This window comes from Rhizobium sp. RU20A, from assembly GCF_900155885.1.
Taxonomy (GTDB): Bacteria; Pseudomonadota; Alphaproteobacteria; order Rhizobiales; family Rhizobiaceae; genus RU20A.
Map to the genome: position 1 here is coordinate 659,663 of NZ_FTMB01000001.1, position 23,193 is coordinate 682,855.

Sequence of the window (23,193 nt, forward strand, 5' to 3'; positions counted from 1 at the left end):
TGCCGGCATGCCGAGGAGGCATGCCGGCTTTGTCGTGCGGGGAGGGGCCTGTCCCCTATTTTGCGGCCGTAAGACGGGCCTTGAGGGCCGCAACGATCTTGTCGGCGAGCGCCTCGTAATCCTCGTCGAAATGGTGACCGCCCTCGATGCCAAGCGTCTCGATGCCCTTGTCCTTCAGCGACGGGCAGGGATCGTCATCCTCCTCCGTGCCGTAGATGCACTGGATGAGGGAGGGCTTGATCTTGGCGATATCATCGAGCGAATTGCCCGCTTTCCCATCGCCCGCAACGCCGAGCCAGCCCTCGACGGAAATGACGTAGTCGACCTCCTTCGAGAGCGCGAGGAGCGACAGAAGCACCACGTGGTCGCGGTCATCGGCCGGGAGGAGGTTGTAGGTCGCCGGCAGCACGTCGGCGCCGAAGGAATAGCCGATCAGGAGAACGTTCTTGACGTGCCAGTGCTTGCGATAGGTGTCGATGATGCGCGTCAGGTCGTCGGCGGTTTCCTGCGGCTTGCGCTCCGACCAGAAGTAGCGGAGCGAATCAACGCCTACCACCGGAATGCCGCGATCCTGGAGGGCGCCGCCGACCTCGCGATCGAGATCGCGCCAACCGCCGTCGCCGGAATAGATCACGGCCATGGTGTCCATGGTCGGTTTGGTCTCGAGGATGCTGAGCGGCAGGCCGAGCGGATCCTGCGTCTCGTTTTCAGCATTGATACTGTCATCGAGCGCCTGGCCAAGAGTCGTCATGGCATCGTCGTCGCTGTCGCGCGTCACGACATCCGGGTGATCCTTGACGATGGAGGCCACGTGCGCCTTGCCCTCGGCCGAGGCCTTGGCGGTGAAGAGCACGGTGACGGGGGCGGGCAGGGCCCCGTCCGTCAGGCCGTAGAGCATGCGGTCGCCGACTGACGTCTTTTCGGCCGGGGTGCACAGTTGCTTGGCAAGCGGAATGCCGGCCAGCGGATCGACGGCGATGGCCTCGCCGATCGTCGCTTCCGGGCTCTGGGCGATCATCGCCAGCGCCAGGGCGCCGCCCTCGCCGATGCCGGCCACGATCGGCGGCGTCAGCTTCTCGGCCTTGCCGACGCGCTGCACCTGGTGCACCAGCGATTCGACGTCCGAGATCATGTAGACGCAGTCGCCGTCATCGGCCCTCAGCGCCTTCAGATACTCCGGGAAATCAATGCCGATGACGGCGACGTCATTGGCGATCAGCGCCTCGGCTTCCGCCTGTTCGGCGGCGTTCCAGCCATCCCCGTCGGAAATCAGCACGACATTGGCGACGGGCGGATTTTCCGGCAGCAGGATATGGTCGCCGGGGATCATGCCGGTGTCATAGTGCGGCGTCGTCGCATCCTGCGCGCCCGCAGAAAAGGGAACGAGGCAAAGGCCTGATAGCAAAGCGGCGACAAGGGTCGCCCGGGTCGTCGATGTGAGGCATGTCGTCATTTCGAAATCACTCCCTTGACGCCGCCCCCGATAAGGAAGGTGACATCCATCAATGCAAGCGCGGCACCCGCTCCGTTGGCAACCGCAAGATAACGCGGTTCCCAGCGGGGGTGGAATTTTGATTTGAAAGCGCGCAGGCCCTTGAAGTTGTAGAAGCGCTCGCCGTGCTCGAAGAGCAGCCCGCCGATGCGGTCCCACACCGGCGCCGCCTCGCGCCGGGCCATGCCCGACAGTGGCGCCATGCCCAGATTGAAGCGCAGGTAACCCTCGCGTTTGAGGTGGTCGAGGATGCTGACGAACAGGAAGTCCATCGTGCCCCTCGGCGCTTCCGGCGCAAAGCGCATGAGATCGACGGTCGCCTCCGCCTTTGTGTTCGTCACCATCAGCGTGGCGAAGGCGACGATCTTTCCCTCCAGCCAGACGACGGCGACCGGCTGGGCGCGCATATATGCCTCGTCGAAGGCGCCGAGCGAGAAGGTCTTTTCGCGCGCCTGATGATGATCGAGCCAGCTGTCCGAGACGGCCTTGAGGTCTTCCATGATGGGGTCCAGCCCGTCCGTGCCGACGACGGTGAAGCTGAGGCCGTCGCGCTGGCCGCGGGTGTGGGACTGGCGCAGCGTCGCAAAGCGGCCGCCCTTCAGCTCGAAAGTCGGCAGATCGATCATGGCGAGTTCGCCGAGCTTGAAGGCGCGAAGGCCCGTATCCGCGCAGCAGGACAGCATGGCCGGGGAGATCTGGTAGAAGGCGGCGCGCCCGCCATAGCTGCGGGCGGTTTCCACGAACTGCCAGACGAGCTCGGGAAACTCCGCCTCGATGCCGACGGGATCCATCAGCGCGATCCAGGAGCGGCCATGGATGCCGTACATGATGAAGCTCTTGCCGGAGGGCGAGAACATCAGGTGCTTGTCGCCCATGCGAACCAGATTGGCATCGGCGACATCCTGCGCTTCGGCAATAGCGACGGCGCGCGCAAGGTCGTCCTCTTCGGCCGGTGCGGTGCGGATATGGGCGGGGCGCAGGAGGCCGTAGGCCGTCAGCGCCGCAGCACCGATCGCTACGCCGAGCAGGGCGCGCAGGCCGCGCGGCGCATCATCCTCGAAAGTGAACTGCCACCACAGGCGATGGGTATATTCGGTATCGCGGTAGATGAAGAGCAGGACCACCAGGGCGGAAATGAAGATCACCCCGATGGAGGCGACCCACAGCGGACCGAGCGTCTGCGGCCGGAGCGCCGCCCGGCGGGTATATTCCTTGCCGTTGGCAAGAAGCGCGGCGACAAGCAGGGCGAGCGCCAAGGCCTCGACCACCGCGACGGCTTTCAGGAGCGCCATGACGAGGGCGGCGGCACTCGCGACCAGCGCCACCCACCAGGCGACATCGACGCGCTGGCTGAGGCCGCGCGCCGTGACGAGCAGCACGAGCCCGACGATGCTCGACAGGAAATGTGCGCTTTCGACGATCGGCAGCGGCAGATAGGTCGAGAGCAGATCGAGCGTCAGATCCTCGGACGGCACGACGCTCGAAAAGATCAGCATGGCGCCGAGAATGAAGGCGAGGGTGGAGATGAGGATCGGCGCGAGCCGCCCCGCCACCGCCGCCGTTTCCGCAACGCCGGGCCGACCGGCAAGCGCCCGCATTTCCGTCACCAGCAGCAGCACGACGGAGACGAGCAGCGGCAGCACGTAGTAGACGAGGCGGTAGAGAACGAGCCCGCCGAGCAACTGGTCGAGGCTGATCGCCTGCGACAGGCCCGCCATCATCACCGCCTCGAAGACGCCGAGGCCGGCCGGCACGTGGCTGAGGACCCCGAAGCCGATGGCGGTCGCGTAGATGGCGAGGAAGGTCGGCCAGCCCACATGGGTCTCGGGCAGCAGCACATAGAGCACGGAGGCGGAAGCGGCGATATCGGCGGCCGAGACGAGGAACTGGCGGGATGCCGTGCGGCTGTCGGGAAGCCTGAGGCGCATCCTGCCGAGCTTGACGCTGCGCCCGTCCCGGCCGAGCCAGAAGACCACGGTCACGAGGGCAAGGATGCCGCCGGCGATGATGCGCAAAATAACCGGATCGACGGCAATGATGCCGGCGACACGCGGCGCGACGGCGAGCGTTGCGAGCGCGCTGACGACGAGCAGGCCGAGCCCGAAGGAGAGGGTGACGAAGCCGATGACCCGGGCGATCTCGCCGGGCGTGAGGCCGAGCCGGCTATAGGCGCGCAGCCGGATCGCCCCGCCGCTGAGCGGCCCGAAACCGACGGTATTGCCGACCGCATAGGCGGTGAAGGCCGTGACCGCGACGGAGGCGAAGGGCTTCTTGCGGCCGACGAAATCGAGCGCGTTGGTGTCGTAGAGGATGAGGCAGAGGAAGCTGAGGCCCGTGAAGAACACGGCCGCGCCGATGTCGAGCCAGGTCGTGTCGGAGAGCGCGTCGATCACGTCCGCGTAGCGCACCTCGTCGGTGAGGCGGTATAGCGCAAAGGCCATGAGTCCGCTGACCGCGACGATGGCGGCCGCGGTGAGATAAATCCGGTAGGTCAGGAAGAGCTGTCGCCAGCCGCTGATGGCGGGAATGTCGTCGGACCGTTGCTCGGTGAGCATCGAAGATCTCCGGAGGTGTCGGGTGTCGCGCGGAAAGGGGGAGGATCAGTTCAGGCGAGGGGCTTGGCAGCGCTCATCCGCCGGCCCATCATCGGTCCATCAAGAAAAGCCTGTCACGGCGCATACCCCATCAAGGAATCGAGGCTCCGCCGGCCGGGGAGGCCGAGACGGACCGATATACAAGAGATCACGGATACGTGAAGCTAACGTGATAGACGCCTACGCCAAGGGCCGCATCGACGCAAATTAAATAATGGACAGGATTGCGCGGGGATGGGACGTTCCGCTTGAACGTGGTCGATCATTGCGCCACGGACTCTCGCACCGGCGTCTGTGCCGCGGCAGGCCTGACCGATGAAGGCGCCTGCGAAGAGGACTGAATGGGTGGGGCACGGCCGCCGGACCAACGGGCGGGCGACCGTGATCTAAGGTCGGCGCTTAGGCCTCGACCGTTTCGCGGACATCGTCGAGCAGGAAATGCACGATCACATAACGCGTCGTATAGGCGTGACCGCTGCCCGACACGCTCTCGACACTTCCGCCATCCGAGGGATGCCATGACTGGTAATGCGGATTGTTGGTGATGAGCGTGATGGCCTTGCCGGCCAAGGCGCCGCCAAGCCGGTACCGCGCTTCCGCGAGCGGCCAGATCTTTTCGAAATCCTGCTGCGTCACCCGTGCCTTCAGCGCCTTCCGGCTCACCGCCTTGCCAGCCGGGGCACCTTCGCTCGCCGCTGGCGCGATCTGAAGCGCGACCTCCTCGGAACCCTCCAAAAGATAAGCAAACTCCTCCGGCCACATCCGTCTCATAAAGCGCTCCTCCCAAAGCTATCGATCTTGCGAGGAGAACTGTAGCGCGTTTGCGGTGATAGGCAATGCACGGATGAAGAGGGCGGGATAACTGCGGCTGTGGCGGATGGGGTGTCCGTATAACCTTAAATAATTTCAGCGCTGGCAAGGTCTTGTTTTTCAACGAAAATCGGAATTTATGTCAATAAATACAGATGCTTAAATCTGCCTGCCGTATTCCGGTTATGTCTCGTTGTGTCCTTTGCCATTCCACATAATTGCGCTATATCCAATGCGATTATGTGGAATGGATGTGGAAAGGCTGGATATGGCGGAACGAGAAGAAAGTAAGGAGCCTGTAGAGCGTTTGAAAACAATCAATCGTCTCGATCCGAAAAAGATTGAGGCGTTAGCTCCCAAGACAAGCGAGACGGGCAAACTTATACCAAACAAAGTGCATGATGGCGGAGGGCTTTACGTCGTGGTCAGTCCGCAGGGCAACAAAAGTTTCGTCATGCGTTACACGTTCGATGGCAAGGCGCGTGAGGATGGTCTGGGGGCCGTTCAAACAACCGTCAAGGGCAAGAAGACGCTCGGCATCAGCCTCAGCGAAGCACGCAATAAAGCGCAAGAGTATCGCGTGCTCGTGGGCAAAGGGCTCGACCCTCGTCAAGAGTTAAGGGGTGAGACGCCCAAGGCCGAAGATGACGGGGCAGGGGATGACGGGAGCGCTACAATCTCGGAAGCCGCAACCCCAGAAGACTTGCCCACCTTCCGAGATTGTATGATCAAGGTTCTGGATAACAAGGACAAGCGCTGGAAAAACGAAAAGCACCGGCAGCAATGGCATATGACATTGAACAAGTACGCCGAGCCGCTTCATGATTTGGCTGTCGCTGCCATTGCGGTGGATGACGTAGAGCGGACTCTTAAGCCTCACTGGCACGAACGACCGGAGACCGCTGACCGACTTCGTTCTCGCATAGCAGCGGTCATTGAGTACGCGATTGCAAAGAAATGGCGCACTGACGCAAACCCTGCGACTGCGAAGCTTATCAAGAGTGTGATGCCGGAACGGTCTCAGGAAGAGGAAGCCGTCGCCTCAATGAAGGCAATGCCGCATGTGGATGCGCCAGCGTTCTATGCGCGGTTAGCGGAAGCAAAGGGCAAGGATGCTCTTGCGCTACGTTTCACGATCTTGAACGCAAGTCGTTCGGGCGAAGTGCGTTTGGCGGTTTGGGATGAAATCGATTTTGACAACGCTTGCTGGACCATCCCGCCAAATAGATTGAAGCGCCCTGTAAACATCGAAGGCAAACCGCAGCCGCACAAAGTTCCGTTGTCCGATGAGGCGATTGCAGTTCTTAGGATTCAAGAGAAGAATCAAAAGCCCGAAGACAATGGTTTCGTTTTCCCCGGTAGCAAGCCCGGTAAGCCGCTGTCCGATATGACACTCACTGCCGTCTTGCGCCGCTGGAAGTTGCCATTCCATGTGCATGGCTTCCGCTCGACCTTCCGCGATTGGGCAGCGGAGAATAACGCATCGTTCGAACTGGCAGAGAAGTGCTTAGGCCATGCTGTCGGGGACCGCACATCGCGAGCATATTTCCGCAGTGACTTGTTTGATCAGCGGCGCGAGCTAATGGCCGCTTGGGCTGCTTATCTAACGTCTAGGGCATCTGAATAATCAGATCGAAGTAGAGAGACAAAAGGCCGCGATAATGCGGCCTTTTTCTTTGATGACACTTTTTGATGACGGCTAGTTGGTGATGGATGATAGCCGCTTTTTAACATTGGCAATAGTCCCGCGACTGCATCCAACGGTCTCTTGGATTTCGCTCCACGACATTCCTGAGGCCAACAGCTTGGCAATGCGTTGGTGCATCTTTTCATCGGTTTGACGGCCCTTGTAGCGCCCGTCAGCCTTCGCCTTGACGATACCTTGCGCCTGACGCCTGCGACGGTCCTCATAGTCTTTGCGGGCAATGGCAGCCAACATGTCGAGCATCATCGCATTCAGCGCCTCGTACATGCGGGCGGTGAAGTCATCACCGTTGACTGCCTTCGTAAGCTCCCAAGATGTCGGGAGGTCCAGCGCCACCACCTTCACCTGCTTGGACTTCATTTCCACCTTAAGGCGTTCCCAATCGGCTGCATTGAGGCGGCTAAGTCGGTCCACCTGCTCAATCAAGAGAATATCGCCGTCCTCACAGTCAGTCAGGAGGCGAAAAAGCTCAGGCCGCTGGAGCGATGCGCCGCTTTCGTTTTCGACGTAGTAGCTGGCAATCTTTAGCTTGCGCTCATTCGCAAAGGTCTGAAGGTCTGCCTTTGCACGATTGGCGTCTTGCTCTTTCGTGGATGCGCGAAGGTAGGCACGAACAAACATGACCGGACTCCAAAGTCTATTTAGGATAGGTCATTTGTATCAGTCTATTTTGCATCGGTCAACAACTGATATGAGGCAGTCAAATGACCATTGTTATCGGTCTATTTGAGCCATAGCCAAAATGACCAGACCAAAAACCCCAGCCAAAAGACTGGGGTTCTATGATTGTTCCAACTTCAGAACTCGCTAAAGTTTCATTCGCTTTTTGTTCGCGTAAGCTCCGCCTGCAATTCGGCAAGCTGCATTTGCTTGAGCCGGATTGAAACGGAATGGGCAGAATCCTCGTAATCCGCAATGAAAAGCCGATTATCCGCAGGACATCCGCACTTATCGAGGTGCTTGTGCATCTCTTCCGAAATCTCAATATCGGACATGTAGTAATCGCACTGCCCAACAAAATTCCTGACCTGCTTTTCGCTATTCAACAGCAATGTCGGGAAACACATTTGCATTCTGGGATATGTTTCTTCCGAAGTGCTTAGCGCTACTACGTAGTGCTGCTGGAGTTTTTCCATACTATTCATTTTCTGCCTCATGTTCGATTGTTAATGCTTGACTTTTGTTTTGGGATTGGAGTATGTTGGCTAAGGATTCTAAGTCCTCAGTCGCCAGCTTGGCGGGATCGATGACGGTAAATTGGATCGAGCCGATCTGGGGCGCGGGAAGGCCGGTGAAGTTAACCGCGCCATTTGTCTCGATTTCCCGGCGTTCGGTGTAATCGTCCCTAAAGCGGGCTTGGGCGGATTTGATCCACAAGTTTGCGTTGAAGTTTCGATTGTCGAAATTCTCGCGGGCCGTACGTTCGAAGTAGGCTTGTTCCTCAGTCTTCGCGCGCATAAGCGCTGCCGAAAAATCGTCGTATGTTTGTGACCATTCCCAAAGTGTCGAGCGGGCAACGCCGATTGCTGAAGCCCATTCGGAAACGGACTTGCCCTGCTTTCCTAACTCGACAACGAGATCACAATACTCTTCGCGATAAAGCGTGGGCCTTCCGCGCTCCGTCATCGCATCACCTGAATCGACAATCGCGCATAGTCCTCAGAACCCTTGCGGGGAATCCGAAACGGGCGGGCTGTGGGTTCGGATTCGTGGCGCATATCGGCTGCAAAGCGAGATGTGAAGCCAAGCATTCCGCTGTGGTAGACATCCATTACCCGGCGACCAGCGACGAGGAAATAAGGACGCTGACCAACCTTCCGCAGTTGATGATAAACGACTTCGAGCAGAGAACGGTGGCCCATGTGATCCACCTGCAATTCAGTTGTGCTGATGCACGTGACAACTGCGCTTGAACCGTCTTCAAACCGCACAAGGCCGCTTGCGCCGGGGATCAAAAGGCCGTTGCGCTGGAGATCGGAAATGCGAATACGCTTGATCATTTGCCTGCCCCCTTCGTCTTGGCTGCCTGTTGATCGGCTAGATCAGCAAACAGGTTTGAAAGCTCAAACGTGACATCAACGTAATCGACGATTTTGCTTTTAAGTTTTGCGCGCTGTTTTGGTGTAATCCCGTCAATCGGCGCTTTGGAAAAAACAAACGACGCGGAGTGCTTGTCGAGATCGCAGGACATTTTGTAGAAAAAGAAAGATGCGTCTTTGAAATTTACGAGATCAGGAAATTCCATTTTTCAAAACTCCACGCCGTCCCAGCCGAATACAACGGCTTCAGCACTCTTCGAATAAAAGTCGAGCGTCTTCGAATAATCATGAAGAATCTGAAGCCATTCCGACTCGGCCTTTGTGATCTCTCGGCCTGTTGACCATTCGCAATACAGATCGCGGGCCGTACTTTCGTAGGTGCGCGAGAGCAAGGCGAATTGCCTTGCCGTCGCTAGCACTTTCAATTCATCGAATGCAGCCATTGGATCACGCCTTCTTGCCGTTATTGTCCAGAAGGACGGAGACAATCTCACCGGCAGCGCCAGCGCCGAGGATTGACGTTCCCAGAACGTAAGCACCGGAAGTCGCGGCGATGGCGCGCCCCTGAGCATCAGTCGAAATCTGCACGCCGGGATTAAACGCTGCGCCCGCTTCGACCTTGGAGACGCCACCCACAGCAATGCAGGATGCGTGACCTTCGCCGGGGTGATCCTGACACACGCCGTCCGACCGTTCGCCTGCTGTATCGCAACGAACAAAAGACTTCGGAGCGGTTGAAGACTTGATGAATCTGTAGTGTGCCGTCTGGTCGCTGTAATCGGCGGCGGCGATCATCGTGATAGTTTTAAGCTTTTCATAAGTAGCCATGTGAAATTACCTCATTTTCGCAATTAGATCGGGGTTTTCAGTGTACGTTTTTGCAAGTGCTTGTTCGCGGGTCATCCGGGGATTGCGATTGCGAAGCTCTTGGGCTTTCCGTTCAAGCTCTTCCTCGGCTTCGGCGGCTTCATCGCGGCCAGACTTTGCGACTGTCATCTTGGCGACCAAAGCGGCGGTTGCCTTAGCCAGCTCGGCGCGGGCGTCGTCGTAGACGTTCCCGGTCGATTGCTTTTTGACAGATGGCTGAAGGTAGGCCTTTTGAATCTTGTCGGCGTTGTAGATGGTGGCGGACGATACGGCAGACTTTGAGAGGTGCAGACGCTTGGCGATTTCGTTCTGATCATATCCCCGCTCATGCATATGCTCGACGGTGGCGTCTTCTTCGAAGGTCAGACCGGAAGGCACGTCTTCGGCCTTGAGGATTTTGTAAACGTCCCCGTGGTCTTCAGCGAGGCTCTCAAAGAGAGCGGTCACGTCCGTCGTTAAAAGCTCGTCTCCTTCCCTAAGGGCATGGATGGCGTCCAACTCATTTTTGAAGACCTTTGCGCACCCCTTGCGGAGAAGCGCCTGTTCGTCGCCGTAAGTAAAACCAAACCTCATCGTAAAAATCCTATCTGTTTGAAAGAGTTAAGCCAGCGACCAAGCGATTTTCTGATTGGTCGTGAGAACAAGGTCCATGGTCTGACCGGCGAGAACCAAAGCCTTCGGCGCGTTTTCGGCTTCGGGGTCCTGGCCGATTGCTACAAAGGAATCCTGCGCGGCGGTGATGCGGACGATTGCCGAACCCCATCGGGAATGAGTGGCAGGACCGACCAGCTTCGAAACACCGGGCTTCGTCATCGTTTCAGACTCGGTCGGATGGAAGAAAATGAGCGGAGGGAGATTGTCCGTGAGGAGGTTTGAAGCTTTGCCGCTCCAGCCCATAAAAAAATGGATTCCAGTCTTAAAGGACATTGGGAAAATTCCTGAAAATGTTGAGAGATTGGGGAAATTGAGGGACTCCCGCCCCACGCGCCCTGAACGATAAACGTGGGGCGGGAGTGTTGCCGGTCGCGTGCGCTGGATGAAGGCGCACCACCGACTCTGCTAAAGCAGCAGCTTGCGGTTCGGGTCCGACGCCGAGACACAAGCCATTGCAAACGGGGATGCTTAGGCCCGCCGCAATTCGAATATGGGGAATTGGTTGAAGATGCTTTGATCAATTCAACAATGGCACTATACCATAAATCTTAGTAGAAGTCAACAAGAATTTTCGATTGAATGCAGTATTGTCAGTCGATAGAAGCGCATTGTGATATTTTGGCAACAATGGAATGCGCTGACTTACTAGGAGTCGAGGGGTGTCGAGGGATTTTAATACTCTACCTCAGAGAAAAAATTTCCTTCCTACCCCCCCCCCTCTTTTATTTTGTATCTGGCAGGGGCTGCAAAATCCCTCGACACCCCTCGACTCCTCGTAAAAATAGAAAAGGGGCCGAAGCCCCTAATCATCAAGCCGCAATTTTTAGTCCGTCATCTTCAGTCGCTTGCTCAATGTTTTTGATGTACCAAACCCAAACGTTTCTTTGGCTATCAAACTCAGACATCAACTTCATCTTATTCACAACAGCCCCGTTGTGTTTCTTCAGGGCCTTGCCGAGTCCGATTGCGGTCAGTTGATCGCGGGCATTACTGCCGAAGGCGTGAAGAGCTTCTTGCGCCCGCTCCTTGAGATCAAACAGCTTTCGCGCCTCCTCCGGCAATTTCGCCCGATCAACGTTCCAATCGTTTTTAAACTCCTTGAGCAAATCAACAGACCTGTGTTTCGCAGTTTCTTTGGTCGCGGAAGCGCAAGCCCACCAAGCACTCATAAACTCGGCAAACAGGTTCAAGGAATCGTCGCCCTTTCGCGCCTCCTCCATCGTCTTGATCGGATCAGCCTTGCCCAGCCAAACCAGCGCCGACCTCACATTGTCAGACCACGCGCCGAAGCTGCCCAGCGGATCAGATTTGGCAGGACGGCCCGCAAGGATGTATGCCCGCACAATCGTAAGCACCGCGCTGACGTAAGACGCACGATCCTTCATGACTTCTGCCAGTGGATCGAAGTCAAATTTCCGCAATTCGGGCCGCTCCTCGTTCACATCCAGCGAGATCAGCAAGGTGCGCCGAAGCATGTCCCCATTGATGGTTACACCGATCCCGGTAGCGCACATGAACGAACGATTCAGAATCTCCCGGTTGCCTGTAGTTCCCAAGGCTCGCAGTGACAGCCGGGGCCGCTCGACCGCTTGGCAGAAGAAGTCACCGGCAATCGGAAACTTATCCAGATTGTCGAGCGTGATGAACGGGGAGCCATCAAGAAGTGGACCTGTCAGCCGCTTCTCCATCTCTTCAACAGACCAGCCGCTCGAAGTCACCGGCGCTCGTTCACCCGTTGCAATGGTCGCAGCAATATCGGCAAGATAACTTTTGCCCACACCCGCTCCGTTGGCGCTGATAGCGTGAAGCGGTGCCGCTTCCATGCATGGCCGCAGAACCGGCGTCATCAAGAGAGACAGCGCCGATGATCGATCCGCGTCGCTTTTAAACGGAAAGCCGTCGAGTAGTTTATCCAGCTTCGCAATTGCCGCTTCGGCATCCTGCTTGGTCGGCTTCATTGCCATATCGGAAGGCAAGCTGAGCGGTTCCAGAACGAGCAGCCCCGTGGCGAGGTCGTATCCCTCTCGGTCGAGCACAGAGCCGTCAGGGCGCAGTGTCGGGCAAGAAATGACACCGGCAACCTCAGGCAGCTTTGATGCACGCCCAGACGACAAGAGGGTTTGCGCAACATCACGTGGCGGGTTTGTCGAGACGTAAGTTTTCACTGTGGTCGATCCGTCTGCCGCCTTCTCAGGCAGCTTCACGTGCTTGACCTTCTGGAAAACCATGCAGCGGCCCATTGTCTCGCGCAGGGAGTCAGCAGACATCGGCAATAGTTTGTAGCTCTTTGTCTTGCCGCCCTTGAACGTAGGCGTCTCGCTCTTCACCGCCTTCACCAGTTGGTTCCCGCGCTGGTAAACCCCAGCCAGCCGCTCCACAAGCTCGTGCTCGGCTCGGTCAATCATCGACACAAGCTGACCGTCAGCGACCACAACGGGACTCCACCTCTTCGTTTTTTTTATAATGCTGATGATCTCTGCGCGAATTTCTTCATCTTTCCAGCCAAGCGCTTTGTGATCGTTGTACCAGTCTCGCAGGTCGCCCTTATGCCGCAGCCCTGGCAGTCGAATGATCTTCACCCAGCCAACCTTGCCAAACATCTCTTCCGCAATCTTAACGGCGGCCTCTACCCCTTTTTCATCCTCGTCCTGAAAAATGGCGAGGCCGTTAGCGCCCTTCAGCGCCTCAGTGTAGCGAGCAGCCCACTGACCACCGCCATCGAAGTTCGTCGTTCCGGGTAGACCTATCAGCCCTCCGATCCGCGCATCTTCCTCCCCCTCGTAAACGGGAATAAAGTCAGCATCGGCTTTAGCGGCTTCAATCTCAGCCTGACGGAAAAGCGGGACTTTGGGCAATTCGCCGAGGATGTCATCATTCTGAAGCCACACGTCGCGAATAAAGCGTTCCTGCGTCAATTTAGAAGATTGGCGTTCATCGAATTTAAGCGGGTTCAGAAAGTATGTCCGAAACGTTTTGTCGCCGTTCGGGAGACGATACTTTACTTTTTCGATGATGTTGCCGTATTCTTCCGAATAAACAGCCTCAATTGTAGCGCCATCCAAACTAGAGGAGTGGTCTTCATCGTTAAAATTGTTAGACATTGTTTTGATATTCCCAATCAAAAGCCCAAAAACCATTGACTTTTCGCAATAAATGTGGTTTTATAGGGCATGGTTACACTATTGCGCATTCGCCAATCCCAAAGGCGAGTGCGCATTTTTTTGTTTTGAATTTCAAAGGTACTAAGCGGCGAGGGCGCTTTGCTCTCGTTTTTCAATGAATGTGCGCAACGTCGCCACGCGCATGAAATTGATTTTGCCGATCTTGAAAAAGCGAGGAAGTTCGCCTTCCGCTACCAGCCGGTAGACCGTTGAACGGGCGCAACCGACATATTCGGCAACTTCCTCAAGTGTGAGCAGTGCATTCGGATTATCAAATTTGTGCATGTTTTCAGTACCTTGTGTTTTCAATCGCGATCTCCGCGAATTTTGTTTGATATTCCCCTTGACCAAGTGTCGTTTTCGTGTAGATTGACAACATAAATCAAAGGTCGAAATGCGTCTTGCAAAAACAGCAGAATACGCAAGACGACATCTACCACAAAATAGGGTCTAAAGTCAAGTAATTTATTGTTAACGAATGTTACAATCCGTGATCAGATGCAGCCGCCGCTAGGGCGGTTTTTTTATGCCTTGAAGTTGTGGTAGGTCTCCCAATCCTCATGGGGGCGGGCGCTATGATCTGGTTTTTGTTCTTATTGGCTGCGATCTGGATTCTGCTGACCTTGGGGCTGTCTAGCGTGGTAGCGCCTTGCGGTGGTGTCGATGCCGTAGGTAGCGGCATTTCATTTTGGTTTCAGACAAGGATATCTTGTCTTCAGGCGAACGAATTGGGTGACTACCTTGCGGGGATGTTTGCGCCTGCGGCATTCCTGCTTTTGCTGGCGCAGATTGCCTTCCAGATGAGGGAGGCCCGCAGGGCGCAGGAGGCAGTCCTAAAGTCCAGATATGATGATCAGTTGCTTAGCCTCTTGGACGAGTTGGCTGATCAGCTTGCATCGTCGTTTAGTGTGGTCAATCACCAAAAGGAGCAAGGCTGGGTTTTGAAAGACCTGAAGGGGGATGCTTCTTCGCTCGACATTTTTGAAGCCATTTGTGCGGCCATAAAGAAGGATGCCGCGACGCCTTCGCTTGAGCGAGTGATGGCAAACCACAAACAGGCCGCCGCCACCTTGGCTGATCAACTCTTTCGTATAGCTGCATTTGAGGAGAGAGTGTCAGAGCGTTTCAGATCGCTACTCTCTCGGGCGAATCCTAGAAATTGCGTGACCCTACTCAGGGAAAGGCTGCCGGTCCGGCCCTAGATGTGGATTTTTTGTGGAATAAAATCGAGCCGCTTGGCTTCGAAATCAAGATTTAACAGCAATATCAATCGCTTAAATCTAGGCCTTTGGCGGATGGGGTGGGATTCGAACCCACGGTAGGCTCTCACCTACGCCGGTTTTCAAGACCGGTGCCTTAAACCGCTCGGCCACCCATCCGGTGAGAAGCCTTATTGCGTGAAGCGGGGCGCTTGGCAAGGTGGGGCGGGCAGGGCGGGTGAAAAAGGCATCGAAACCAACCATTAACCATGTCGCAAAACTGTTCCGTTCCGGCACAGGCTTGTTTCGCATTTTGGCCACGTTCCTGTCATGAACGTAGAGGCCATGACTTGCGGCGGCGGGTTCATCGCTCGGACGGGGGTCCGGGGCGACGGGCGGTTTGCCTTGGCGGACGACGGGACTTTTATGGGACAGATGATGATGACGACGGATGCGCAGGTGGCAGCGCTTCGCCTCACGGCTCGGCTCGGCCTTTCCGCCGCGACGGGAATGAAGCTTGGAACGCTTGCCATCCTGTGCATCGGCCTTGCGGCCTGCAAGACCACCGAAACGACGCAGACCGAAAAGAAGCAGCGTCCGAAGGAATATTTCGCCGAATCCGTCTACGGCGTGAAGGCGAGCCCGCGTGTGGCGGAAGGCAAGAACATCCCCAAGGGCGGTGGCCGCTTCCAGACCGGCAAGCCCTACCAGGTCAAGGGAAAGTGGTACACGCCGAAGGAAGAGCCCGGCTACAGCAAGGTCGGCATGTCCTCCTGGTACGGCGCCGCCTTCCACGGCCGCCTGACCGCGAACGGCGAAGTCTACGACAAGTATCATCTTTCCGCCGCCCATCCGACCTTCCCTCTGCCGAGCTATGCCCGCGTCACCAATACCGAGAATGGTACATCGGTCATCGTTCGGGTGAATGATCGGGGACCGTATGAATATGGTCGCATCATCGACGTCTCCTCCAAGACCGCCGATCTTCTGGACATGAAGCGCAAGGGTACCGCCAAGGTGAAGGTCGACTATATCGGTCGTGCGCCGCTCGAGGGCAACGACATGCCCTATCTCATGGCCTCCTACGTGCCCAAGGGCAGCCGCGTTCCCGGCATCAACCCCGAGGGCCAGATCGCCAGCGGCGTGATGGTCGCCTCCAACGAGCCGGCCAGCTTCCAGGCGCGGGTCGCCCGCGACGCATCCTCCGGCAATCTCGGCACGCTGGTCATCCCGAAGAAATCCAACCTCGACAGCGGCGTGCCGGTGACGGCGCTCGCCGAAGCGGAAGGCGCATCCTTCCCGAACGCGGTCTTCTCCGGCGCCGACGGCTTTGCCGCACTGCCCGCCATCGGCCCGATCCCGCGCGAACGGCCCGGCAATGGCGCCGGCATCTCCTATGCTTCGGCCTACCTGGAGGTCCAGGTGGGCGAGGGGCCGTCGCCCTTCGACCTCGTGCTCGGCCGGCAGGCGCCGCTGACCGAAGACGCGATCCGCGCCCACGCCCAGCGGGCCTCGCGCTAGGGGCCGGCGCGGGTAGACAGGATGCGGTGAGGGCGGTTCGCGTGGGCACCCTTGCTCCCGCTCTCGCCCCAGCTCTCGCCATGGGCCGATGAATCGGTCACGATGATCAGGTGCCGCGACGCCTCACATGCTGCGGCCGCCGGAAAGCCTTGCCCGATGACCGATCCTTTTTCCGTTTCCCGCCGCCGCCTGCTGGGATTTTCGCGCCTGGCGGTGCTCGGCCTCCTGCCGCCGGCCGCCCTCATGGCCGGATCGGCGCCGGCACGCGCCGCCGGCATCGAGACCAAGGCCAAGGCGGTCCACATGGTGGATGCCGAAACGGGAACGGTGCTCTTTTCCCTCAATGCCGATGCGCCGCTTCCGCCGGCGTCCCTCACCAAGCTGATGACGGCCGAGGTCGTCTTCGATGCGCTGAAGCGCGGCGAGATCAGCGAGACGACCGCCTACAGCGTGTCCGAACATGCCTGGCGCACCGGCGGCGCGCCGGCCGGCACGGCGACGATGTTCGCTGCGCTGAAATCCGAAGTCGCCGTTCTCGATCTGCTGAAGGGCATGATCGTCGATCTCGCCAATGATGCCTGCCTCATTCTCGCGGAGGGCATGACGGCAACCGGCGGGCCGGCGGGCGAGGCGGCCTTTGCCGCGAAGATGAATGCGCGGGCGCAAACGCTCGGCCTCAAGAGTGCCACCTTTGCCAATCCGACAGGCCTGCCGAACCCCGGAAATCGCATCAGCCCGCGCGACCTCGTCATGCTCGCCGCCCATCTGCAGACGGCCTATCCGGAGCGCTATCCGCTCTACGCGCTTGCCGATTTCGAGTGGAACAAGATCCGCCAGCGCAACAAGAACGCGCTGATCGCAGCCATCCCCGGCGTCGACGGCCTCGCCATGGGTTTTGCCGAAGGCTACGGCTTTTCGGCGGTCGCATCCGTGGCGCGGGCGGGGCGACGGGTGCATCTGGCGATCGGCGGCCTTGCCAGCGAGAAGGAGCGGGTGGAGGAGGCCAAGCGTCTGCTCGAATGGTCGCTGACCGCCTTCACCAAGCGCCAGCTCTTCGACGCGGGCGAGACCGTGGCGGAGGCCTCCGTCTATGGCGGCGCTGCGGGCACCGTACCGCTTGTCACTGCCGCGCCCGTCGAGGTGCTGGTGCCGCAGGAGACCAATGAGCGGCTGTCCGGCCGCGTCGTCTATCGCTGGCCCTTGCCGGCGCCCGTCAAGGCCGGCCAACCCGTCGGCGACCTCAAGGTCTTTCTCGGCGAGCGGGAACTGCGCTCCGTACCGCTGATGACCAATGCCGACATTGGCGTGGGAACGCTGACCGACCGCTCGCTCGACGCGCTGAAGGAACTGGTGTTGTTCTGGCTGTAGGACATGCGGTCAGATCGGCGCGCCGGCGACACCCGTCAGCATCTGCACGCCGTTGATCTTCAGGCTGCCATCCGGCTGGCGCAGCAGCTGATAGAGCGCTGTCCAGTCCTTGCCGTCGGGACCCTTGATCAGCACTTCCTGGATGATGCTGTCGCCATCGACCTTGGAGCGGCCGAAGCTGAAATTGTCGGGCCGATAGACCGGACCATAACCGCGCTTGACCATGGCGAAGAAGCGGTCCTTGTCCGGATAGAGCGTCCGGATCGCCGGCGAGGCAAAGCCATAGGCGGTGTCGGCATCGTCATCGAGGAAAGCCTGCACCTGCGCGGCAATGATCTTCTGCCCATCCTCGACCGGCCCGGCGAAGGCGCGCGGGGCGCAGAGGAGCGCGAAGAGCGTCAGGAGGATGCCGGTACCGACGAGCAGCACCAGGCGGCGATGGGCCGCTGGCCGGGCCACGGCGATGGCACGAGCGCGGTGCAGTGGGCGGGAATGCCGGGACGGATGCATGGGAACCTCGCGACAGGGAGCGTCGACCAAAGACGCGGATGCAAACGGTACGCTGCCTGGGCCGTGCTGGATCAGAAGCGTTGCATTTGAAAATAGAATGTACCCGGCTACAAACATAAGTCAGATAACATAGATTATGGAACAAACTTATGCAGCTTTGGGCCCCTGAGGTGTCGTTGCTGCGCCCTCAGATCTCTCCGGACACTTCCCGGCGGTGCTGGTCGAGTTCTTCGCTGTAGCGTCGCAGCGTGTGGCTTTCGGTCAATAGACCGATCGGCCGCCGGGTGGTTCTCGTGTCGACGACGGCGAGCGCTTCGCTCTGGGTGCGTTCGAAGATGGCGGTGGCTTCCTTGATGTTCATGCTGGCGAGCAGCATGTCGTCGGTGTGGATCAGGAACCGGTCGAGCGACGGATCGGCGTCCGGACGGTCGATGGGATCGGCGTAGACGTCGGGTACGAGGATCAGGCCGCAGTATCGGCCATCGCCATCCACCATGACGACGCGCTGCGTGGAGCCGAGCGGAAACTGGCTGCGGAAGGCATCGAGGCTGAGATCGCGGCTGGCCGTGCGCACATCCGCACGCATCAGCCGGTCGACGGTGAGATCGCGCACCCAGCCGACATCGTGGGCGCTGCGGATCGTTTCGCCGCGCAGATGGAAACGCCAGGTGGCGAAGGAATAGCCGAATACGACGCGCACCGTCAGCGAGGTCGCGATGACGGCGGCAAGGACGAGAAGCGTGATCTGGAAGTCGCCGGTCATTTCCAGCGCAAGGAACGTCATCGCCAAGGGGCCGCCGATGACGGCGGCGGCAAAGGCGCTCATGCCGATCACGGCGTAGATCTGCTGCGGCAGAAGCGCGGCGGGATCGATGGCGCCGAGAAGGATCGCGAAGATCTTGCCGACCAGGGCACCCATCAGGAGCGAGGCGAAGAACAGGCCGCCGCGAAACCCGGAGCCAAGGGAAATGGCGCTCGCCGCCGCCTTCATCGCCAGCAGCCCGGCAAGCGCCGCAAGGCTGGCCGAGGCCTCCATGTTGATGTGCAGCGCGCCATGCCCGCCTGAGAGAACCTGCGGCGAAAGGAGCGCCAGCAGCCCGACGAGAAGACCGCCGATGATGGGCCGGACCGCTGCCGGAATCCGGCTTTTCCGCGCCAGCATCTCCACCGAGGACACGCCCTGCATGAGAAGAATGCCGAGGCCGGCCGAGACGAGCCCGAGAAGGATCGCCGGCCCGTAATCCGACTGCGTCAGCGCTCCGATCTCGCCGAGTGTGATCGTCAGACCCTTGGCGCCGATGGCATCGATCACGAGCTTTGCGGCGAGCGCCGAGACGACGACGGGCGCCAGCGTCATGACCGTATAGGTGCCGATGATCAGCTCGATGGCGTAGAAGGCGGCAGTCAGCGGTGCATCGAAGGCCGCCGAAATGGCACCGGCGGCGCCGCAGCCGACAAGGATGCGCATGTCCCCTCGCCTCAGCTTGATGATCGATCCGATCTTCGAGGCAATGGCCGAAGCCACCTGCGTGTAACCGGCCTCCAGCCCGACCGAAGCGCCAAAACCGTTCGAAATGACGTTCTGCACGCAGACGATCAGACTGTCCGTGAGCGACAGGCGCCCGCCATAAAGTGCATTGGCCTCGATGGGATCGCGCATCGGCTTCTTGCGCCAGCGAGCGAGCGCGAGCGCAATGGCGCCCATCAGCATGCCGCCGATGACCGGGCCGATGACGACGAGCGGACCTTCGATCGCGCTGCCGCTCAGCGATCCCTCGACGCCGAACACGACGGCATGCAGGAGGCGGCTTGAAAAACTGATCAGCGCGACGGCAAGACCGGCGATCGTGCCGCAGGCGAAGGACAGGAGAATGAGCGCGAGCTCGCCGCGCCTGAGCTGGGCGACGAGCCGGCCCTTGCCGATATTGTCGAGAAAGCTCCGGAAGGTCGGCGACTGGAAAGGCTTTTGCAGCATGGTGCTTTCCGCTCGGCCGTCAGGCCCGATTATGCCGTGGCGCTGATGCCGCTGACTTCGATGCGCATCCTGTCATAGGCGGGCTCCACGTGGACGGGCGTGGATGCCATGACGGTGTCGTAGTCGAGCGGCGTGTGCATGTGGGTGAGAATGGCGCGGCGCGGGCCGATCCGTTCGATCCAGGCAAGCGCCTGTTCGAGCGACAGATGGCTCGGATGCGGATGATATTGCAGCGTATCGATGACAAGCGTGTCGAGGCCCTGAAGCTTCGCCAGAGTCTCTGCCGGAAAGTCGCTGACATCTGTGCAATAGGCGAAATCGCCGATGCGGAAGCCGAGCGAGTGGATGGCCCCGTGCTGCTGCAGGTGTGGCACGACGGTGATGTCGCCGCCGGCGCCGGAGACGACGATGGATGGTAGAGTGGCCGGAATGATGTTGGCGGCAACGATCGGCGGGTAGCCGCTGCCCGGCAGCGCATGCAGGCAATAGCGGAAGCCTTCGGCGATGCGCTCCATGGTGAAGGCATCCGCGAAGATCGGCACGGGTTTTCGGGACGAGATGAAATAGCCGCGCAGGTCGTCGATGCCGTGCAGGTGGTCGGCATGGCTGTGGGTGTAGAGCACGGCGTCGATGTGATCGACGCTGGAGGCGATCATCTGTTCGCGAAAATCCGGCCCGGTATCGACGACGATGACGGTCTTGCCGCCATCCTCGCCGATCTGCTCGATCAGGAGCGCGGCGCGCAGACGGCGGTTCTTCGGATTGTCCGGATTGCAGGCGCCCCAGTCCCCATTGATGCGGGGCACGCCGGGAGACGAGCCGCAGCCGAGGATGGTGAAGACTTGGCCGACCGCCATGGCGTCAGATCCTCGGCATCCGGGAGAAGCAGCGGAAAGCGTTTTCGGTCGTGATCCGGGCCATCTCCTCGTAGGAGACGCCCTTCACCTCGGCCAGAACCTCGGCCGTGTTGACGACATAGGAGGGCTCGTTGCGCTTGCCGCGCCAGCGCTTCGGCGCAAGATAGGGCGCGTCGGTCTCGACCAGCAGTCGGTCGAGCGGAACCGTGGCGGCAATGGCGCGCAGATCCTCCGATTTCGGGAAGGTGAGGATGCCGGAGAAGGAGACGTAGCCGCCGAGCGCCACGCCGGTATCGGCAAGCGCCTGACCCGAGGAGAAGCAGTGCAGGATGAAGGGGAAGGCCCCCTTCCCGCTTTCTTGCCTCAGGATCGCGGCCATGTCGTCGTCCGCCGACCGGCTGTGGATGACGAGCGGCAGGCCGGTGATGCGGGCGGCCTCGATGTGGCGCAAAAGCCCGGTCTTCTGGTCGGCGGGCGTTTGCGTGTCGTAGAAATAGTCGAGGCCCGCCTCGCCGATCGCGACGATCTTCGGATGGGAACCGGCCAGCCGCACGAGGTCGTCGGCGGTGACGTCGAGTTCCTCGTTGGCATTGTTGGGATGCGTACCGACCGAGCAGAAGACGTTCGGATATCGGTCCGCGAGCGCCAGCAGGGTGTCGAGCCGCCGCACGCGGGTGGAGATCGTCACCATCTGGGCGACGCCGGCAGCCTGCGCACGCGCGACGAGATCGTCACGCTCGGCGTCGAAGTCGGCGAAATCCAGATGGCAGTGGGTATCGATCAGCATTGCGACGGCCGCTCCGATCAGGCCGGATCGACCGGCGGGACATAACGCGGGAAGACCGGCTTCGGTGCTTCCAGCGGCGTCCCCGCGACGAGACGGCCGGCGTCACCGAGCGCTGCGAAGCTGCGCTGGTCGGCCGGTGCGGCGACGAGGTCGAGCAGCTTTTCGGCCGACGCCGGCGTGATCGGCTGGAGCAAAATGGCGATCTGGCGCACGACTTCCGCCGTGACGTAAAGCACGGTGCCCATGCGGGCCGGATCGGTCTTCTTCAGCGCCCAGGGCTCCTGGCCCGCAAAATAGCGATCGGCTTCCGAGACGACGGCGATGATGGCGGCGACGGCCTTCTGGATCGCCTGCTTCGAGAATTCCTCGCGGCAGATGGCGAGCAGACCATCGGCGGAGGCGAGCATGGCCGTGTCCTCTTCCGTGAAGGCGCCCGGCGTCGGGATCGCGCCCTCGCAGTTCTTGACGATCATCGACAGCGAGCGGCTGGCGAGATTGCCGATGCCGTTGGCAAGGTCCGCATTGATGCGGGTGGCGATCGCCTCTTCCGAATAGCTGCCATCCTGCCCGAAGGAGACTTCGCGCAGGAAGAAGTAGCGCACCGGATCGAGCCCGAAATGGGTGACGAGATTGACCGGGTCGACCACGTTGCCGAGCGACTTCGACATCTTCTCGCCCTTGTTGAGCAGGAAGCCGTGGGCGTAGACGCGCCTGGGCAGCGGCAGGCCCGCCGACATCAGGAAGGCCGGCCAGTAGACGGCGTGAAAGCGGATGATGTCCTTGCCGATGATGTGCATGTCGGCCGGCCAGTACTTCGCGCGCGGACCGTTTTCGTCTTCGACATAGCCGGTGGCGGTGATGTAGTTGGTGAGCGCATCGACCCAGACATACATGACGTGCTTGGGATCATCCGGCACCGGAATGCCCCAGTCGAAGGTGGTGCGCGAGATTGAGAGATCCTTGAGGCCGGACTTCACGAAGGACATGACCTCGTTGCGGCGCTCGGACGGACCGATGAAGTCAGGGTGGGCCTCATAATGGGCCAGCAGCTTTTCGGCATAGTTGGAGAGGCGGAAGAAATAGCTTTCCTCCTCGACCCACTCGACCGGCGTGCCCTGCGGCCCGTAGCGCACGCCGTCGGCGCGCATCTCGGTTTCCTCTTCCTGGTAATAGGCCTCGTCGCGCACCGAATACCAGCCGGCATAGCTGTCCTTGTAGATGTCGCCGGCCTTCGCCATGCGGCGCCACAGTTCCTGCACCGTCGCGTGGTGGCGCGGCTCGGTGGTGCGGATGAAATCGTCGTTGGAAGAATTCAGGACACGGCCCATCTCGCGGAATTCATTGGAGTTGCGCGTGGCAAGCTCCAGCGGCGTGATGCCTTCGGCCTTGGCCGTCTGCTGCATCTTCTGGCCATGCTCGTCCGTGCCCGTCAGGAAGAACACGTCCCGGCCGTCGAGGCGCTGGAAGCGGGCGATCGCGTCGGTCGCGATCAGCTCGTAGGCATGGCCGATATGCGGCTTGCCGTTGGGGTAGGAGATGGCGGTGGTGATGTAGAAGGGCGTGGTATCGGCCATGGCGGCAACTCGTTCGCAACGTTACGATATTCTGGATGGCTGCTCTTACCCCATCCGACCGGCGGAAGGAACCTTCGCGA

General features: G+C 59.7%; 23 protein-coding genes and 1 tRNA gene. 4 read left to right on the forward strand and 20 right to left on the reverse strand.

The genetic code is table 11. From position 1 onward, the window contains the following. Positions 1 to 55: 55 nt before the first annotated feature. The 3 genes from F3H41_RS03255 to F3H41_RS03265 all read right to left on the reverse strand — a co-directional run bounded on the left by F3H41_RS03255 (position 56) and on the right by F3H41_RS03265 (position 4,848). Positions 56 to 1,453 (reverse strand): AcvB/VirJ family lysyl-phosphatidylglycerol hydrolase, encoded by a 1,398-nt coding sequence (locus tag F3H41_RS03255; protein WP_149737117.1) that lies wholly within the window; start codon positions 1,451 to 1,453, stop codon positions 56 to 58. Next, positions 1,450 to 4,047 (reverse strand): bifunctional lysylphosphatidylglycerol flippase/synthetase MprF, encoded by a 2,598-nt coding sequence (gene mprF / locus F3H41_RS03260; RefSeq protein WP_149737118.1) that lies wholly within the window; start codon positions 4,045 to 4,047, stop codon positions 1,450 to 1,452. The genes F3H41_RS03255 and mprF overlap by 4 nt, the downstream gene beginning before the upstream one ends. Positions 4,048 to 4,485: 438 nt before the next feature. Further along, a complete protein-coding gene (locus F3H41_RS03265; RefSeq protein ID WP_149738194.1) occupies positions 4,486 to 4,848 on the reverse strand; it encodes a hypothetical protein in 363 nt (120 codons plus the stop codon). Positions 4,849 to 5,164: 316 nt separating this feature from the next. Here F3H41_RS03265 and F3H41_RS03270 point away from each other — a divergent pair, with 316 nt between their 5' ends. Beyond that, the gene (locus tag F3H41_RS03270) at positions 5,165 to 6,523 is read left to right on the forward strand and encodes a site-specific integrase (protein WP_188129324.1); all 1,359 of its coding nucleotides are present in this window, start codon (positions 5,165 to 5,167) and stop codon (positions 6,521 to 6,523) included. 72 nt (positions 6,524 to 6,595) lie between these two features. Here the strand turns inward: F3H41_RS03270 and F3H41_RS03275 are convergent, their stop codons facing one another. From F3H41_RS03275 to F3H41_RS03325, 11 genes are all read right to left on the reverse strand, one after another. After that, positions 6,596 to 7,222 carry a recombinase family protein gene (locus tag F3H41_RS03275; RefSeq protein ID WP_149737120.1) on the reverse strand — a complete coding sequence of 209 codons (627 nt, stop codon included), beginning with the start codon at positions 7,220 to 7,222 and terminating at the stop codon, positions 6,596 to 6,598. A gap of 194 nt (positions 7,223 to 7,416) precedes the next feature. Then, a complete protein-coding gene (locus F3H41_RS03280) occupies positions 7,417 to 7,737 on the reverse strand; it encodes a hypothetical protein (RefSeq protein ID WP_149737121.1) in 321 nt (106 codons plus the stop codon). A gap of 1 nt (position 7,738) precedes the next feature. Continuing rightward, positions 7,739 to 8,227 carry a hypothetical protein gene (locus F3H41_RS03285; RefSeq protein WP_149737122.1) on the reverse strand — a complete coding sequence of 163 codons (489 nt, stop codon included), beginning with the start codon at positions 8,225 to 8,227 and terminating at the stop codon, positions 7,739 to 7,741. Next, positions 8,224 to 8,601, reverse strand: a complete 378-nt coding sequence (locus F3H41_RS03290; RefSeq protein ID WP_149737123.1) for a hypothetical protein — start codon at positions 8,599 to 8,601, stop codon at positions 8,224 to 8,226. Before F3H41_RS03290 ends, F3H41_RS03285 begins: the two co-directional genes overlap by 4 nt. Further along, a complete protein-coding gene (locus tag F3H41_RS03295; RefSeq protein ID WP_149737124.1) occupies positions 8,598 to 8,846 on the reverse strand; it encodes a hypothetical protein in 249 nt (82 codons plus the stop codon). Before F3H41_RS03295 ends, F3H41_RS03290 begins: the two co-directional genes overlap by 4 nt. 3 nt (positions 8,847 to 8,849) lie before the next feature. After that, positions 8,850 to 9,083 carry a hypothetical protein gene (locus tag F3H41_RS03300; RefSeq protein WP_149737125.1) on the reverse strand — a complete coding sequence of 78 codons (234 nt, stop codon included), beginning with the start codon at positions 9,081 to 9,083 and terminating at the stop codon, positions 8,850 to 8,852. A gap of 4 nt (positions 9,084 to 9,087) precedes the next feature. Further along, positions 9,088 to 9,468: a capsid cement protein gene (locus F3H41_RS03305; protein ID WP_149737126.1), complete on the reverse strand. Its 381-nt coding sequence runs from the start codon at positions 9,466 to 9,468 to the stop codon at positions 9,088 to 9,090. A gap of 6 nt (positions 9,469 to 9,474) precedes the next feature. Then, positions 9,475 to 10,080 carry a helix-turn-helix domain-containing protein gene (locus tag F3H41_RS03310; RefSeq protein WP_149737127.1) on the reverse strand — a complete coding sequence of 202 codons (606 nt, stop codon included), beginning with the start codon at positions 10,078 to 10,080 and terminating at the stop codon, positions 9,475 to 9,477. Between the two features lie 27 nt (positions 10,081 to 10,107). Further along, positions 10,108 to 10,434: a hypothetical protein gene (locus tag F3H41_RS03315; protein WP_149737128.1), complete on the reverse strand. Its 327-nt coding sequence runs from the start codon at positions 10,432 to 10,434 to the stop codon at positions 10,108 to 10,110. A gap of 536 nt (positions 10,435 to 10,970) precedes the next feature. Beyond that, positions 10,971 to 13,298: a hypothetical protein gene (locus F3H41_RS03320; protein WP_149737129.1), complete on the reverse strand. Its 2,328-nt coding sequence runs from the start codon at positions 13,296 to 13,298 to the stop codon at positions 10,971 to 10,973. A 105-nt stretch (positions 13,299 to 13,403) separates the two neighbouring features. Beyond that, a complete protein-coding gene (locus tag F3H41_RS03325; RefSeq protein ID WP_210246639.1) occupies positions 13,404 to 13,631 on the reverse strand; it encodes a helix-turn-helix domain-containing protein in 228 nt (75 codons plus the stop codon). 266 nt (positions 13,632 to 13,897) lie between these two features. On the opposite strand from F3H41_RS03325, the gene F3H41_RS03330 reads away from it, so the two are divergent. Then, positions 13,898 to 14,524, forward strand: coding sequence for a hypothetical protein (locus F3H41_RS03330; RefSeq protein ID WP_149737130.1), 627 nt, complete (start codon positions 13,898 to 13,900; stop codon positions 14,522 to 14,524). Between the two features lie 87 nt (positions 14,525 to 14,611). Here the strand turns inward: F3H41_RS03330 and F3H41_RS03335 are convergent. Beyond that, a tRNA-Ser gene (locus F3H41_RS03335) sits at positions 14,612 to 14,701 on the reverse strand. Between the two features lie 330 nt (positions 14,702 to 15,031). Between F3H41_RS03335 and F3H41_RS03340 the strand changes: the two genes are divergently transcribed. Beyond that, positions 15,032 to 16,042: a septal ring lytic transglycosylase RlpA family protein gene (locus tag F3H41_RS03340; protein ID WP_244616118.1), complete on the forward strand. Its 1,011-nt coding sequence runs from the start codon at positions 15,032 to 15,034 to the stop codon at positions 16,040 to 16,042. 156 nt (positions 16,043 to 16,198) lie between these two features. Beyond that, positions 16,199 to 17,410, forward strand: a complete 1,212-nt coding sequence (locus F3H41_RS03345) for a D-alanyl-D-alanine carboxypeptidase family protein (protein ID WP_149737132.1) — start codon at positions 16,199 to 16,201, stop codon at positions 17,408 to 17,410. 9 nt (positions 17,411 to 17,419) lie between these two features. Here the strand turns inward: F3H41_RS03345 and F3H41_RS03350 are convergent, their stop codons facing one another. The 5 genes from F3H41_RS03350 to metG form a co-directional block, all read right to left on the reverse strand. Then, the gene (locus F3H41_RS03350; protein ID WP_149737133.1) at positions 17,420 to 17,920 is read right to left on the reverse strand and encodes a DUF4864 domain-containing protein; all 501 of its coding nucleotides are present in this window, start codon (positions 17,918 to 17,920) and stop codon (positions 17,420 to 17,422) included. Positions 17,921 to 18,107: 187 nt separating this feature from the next. After that, the gene (locus F3H41_RS03355; protein WP_149737134.1) at positions 18,108 to 19,895 is read right to left on the reverse strand and encodes a chloride channel protein; all 1,788 of its coding nucleotides are present in this window, start codon (positions 19,893 to 19,895) and stop codon (positions 18,108 to 18,110) included. Between the two features lie 29 nt (positions 19,896 to 19,924). Next, positions 19,925 to 20,752 carry an MBL fold metallo-hydrolase gene (locus tag F3H41_RS03360; RefSeq protein ID WP_149737135.1) on the reverse strand — a complete coding sequence of 276 codons (828 nt, stop codon included), beginning with the start codon at positions 20,750 to 20,752 and terminating at the stop codon, positions 19,925 to 19,927. A 4-nt stretch (positions 20,753 to 20,756) separates the two neighbouring features. After that, complete coding sequence (locus tag F3H41_RS03365; RefSeq protein ID WP_149737136.1) at positions 20,757 to 21,539, reverse strand: TatD family hydrolase; 783 nt, start codon at positions 21,537 to 21,539, stop codon at positions 20,757 to 20,759. 17 nt (positions 21,540 to 21,556) lie between these two features. Further along, positions 21,557 to 23,113: a methionine--tRNA ligase gene (metG, locus tag F3H41_RS03370; protein WP_149737137.1), complete on the reverse strand. Its 1,557-nt coding sequence runs from the start codon at positions 23,111 to 23,113 to the stop codon at positions 21,557 to 21,559. Between the last annotated feature and the right edge of the window lie 80 nt (positions 23,114 to 23,193).

Bases quoted from the DNA above. Each gene is read 5' to 3' on its own strand.
- F3H41_RS03255 (WP_149737117.1), bottom strand. From the start codon at position 1,453: ATGACGACATGCCTCACATCGACGACCCGGGCGACCCTTGTCGCCGCT.
- mprF (WP_149737118.1), bottom strand. From the start codon at position 4,047: ATGCTCACCGAGCAACGGTCCGACGACATTCCCGCCATCAGCGGCTGG.
- F3H41_RS03265 (WP_149738194.1), bottom strand. From the start codon at position 4,848: ATGTGGCCGGAGGAGTTTGCTTATCTTTTGGAGGGTTCCGAGGAGGTC.
- F3H41_RS03270 (WP_188129324.1), top strand. From the start codon at position 5,165: ATGGCGGAACGAGAAGAAAGTAAGGAGCCTGTAGAGCGTTTGAAAACA.
- F3H41_RS03275 (WP_149737120.1), bottom strand. From the start codon at position 7,222: ATGTTTGTTCGTGCCTACCTTCGCGCATCCACGAAAGAGCAAGACGCC.
- F3H41_RS03280 (WP_149737121.1), bottom strand. From the start codon at position 7,737: ATGGAAAAACTCCAGCAGCACTACGTAGTAGCGCTAAGCACTTCGGAA.
- F3H41_RS03285 (WP_149737122.1), bottom strand. From the start codon at position 8,227: ATGACGGAGCGCGGAAGGCCCACGCTTTATCGCGAAGAGTATTGTGAT.
- F3H41_RS03290 (WP_149737123.1), bottom strand. From the start codon at position 8,601: ATGATCAAGCGTATTCGCATTTCCGATCTCCAGCGCAACGGCCTTTTG.
- F3H41_RS03295 (WP_149737124.1), bottom strand. From the start codon at position 8,846: ATGGAATTTCCTGATCTCGTAAATTTCAAAGACGCATCTTTCTTTTTC.
- F3H41_RS03300 (WP_149737125.1), bottom strand. From the start codon at position 9,083: ATGGCTGCATTCGATGAATTGAAAGTGCTAGCGACGGCAAGGCAATTC.
- F3H41_RS03305 (WP_149737126.1), bottom strand. From the start codon at position 9,468: ATGGCTACTTATGAAAAGCTTAAAACTATCACGATGATCGCCGCCGCC.
- F3H41_RS03310 (WP_149737127.1), bottom strand. From the start codon at position 10,080: ATGAGGTTTGGTTTTACTTACGGCGACGAACAGGCGCTTCTCCGCAAG.
- F3H41_RS03315 (WP_149737128.1), bottom strand. From the start codon at position 10,434: ATGTCCTTTAAGACTGGAATCCATTTTTTTATGGGCTGGAGCGGCAAA.
- F3H41_RS03320 (WP_149737129.1), bottom strand. From the start codon at position 13,298: ATGGTTTTTGGGCTTTTGATTGGGAATATCAAAACAATGTCTAACAAT.
- F3H41_RS03330 (WP_149737130.1), top strand. From the start codon at position 13,898: ATGATCTGGTTTTTGTTCTTATTGGCTGCGATCTGGATTCTGCTGACC.
- F3H41_RS03340 (WP_244616118.1), top strand. From the start codon at position 15,032: ATGAAGCTTGGAACGCTTGCCATCCTGTGCATCGGCCTTGCGGCCTGC.
- F3H41_RS03345 (WP_149737132.1), top strand. From the start codon at position 16,199: ATGACCGATCCTTTTTCCGTTTCCCGCCGCCGCCTGCTGGGATTTTCG.
- F3H41_RS03350 (WP_149737133.1), bottom strand. From the start codon at position 17,920: ATGCATCCGTCCCGGCATTCCCGCCCACTGCACCGCGCTCGTGCCATC.
- F3H41_RS03355 (WP_149737134.1), bottom strand. From the start codon at position 19,895: ATGCTGCAAAAGCCTTTCCAGTCGCCGACCTTCCGGAGCTTTCTCGAC.
- F3H41_RS03360 (WP_149737135.1), bottom strand. From the start codon at position 20,752: ATGGCGGTCGGCCAAGTCTTCACCATCCTCGGCTGCGGCTCGTCTCCC.
- F3H41_RS03365 (WP_149737136.1), bottom strand. From the start codon at position 21,539: ATGCTGATCGATACCCACTGCCATCTGGATTTCGCCGACTTCGACGCC.
- metG (WP_149737137.1), bottom strand. From the start codon at position 23,113: ATGGCCGATACCACGCCCTTCTACATCACCACCGCCATCTCCTACCCC.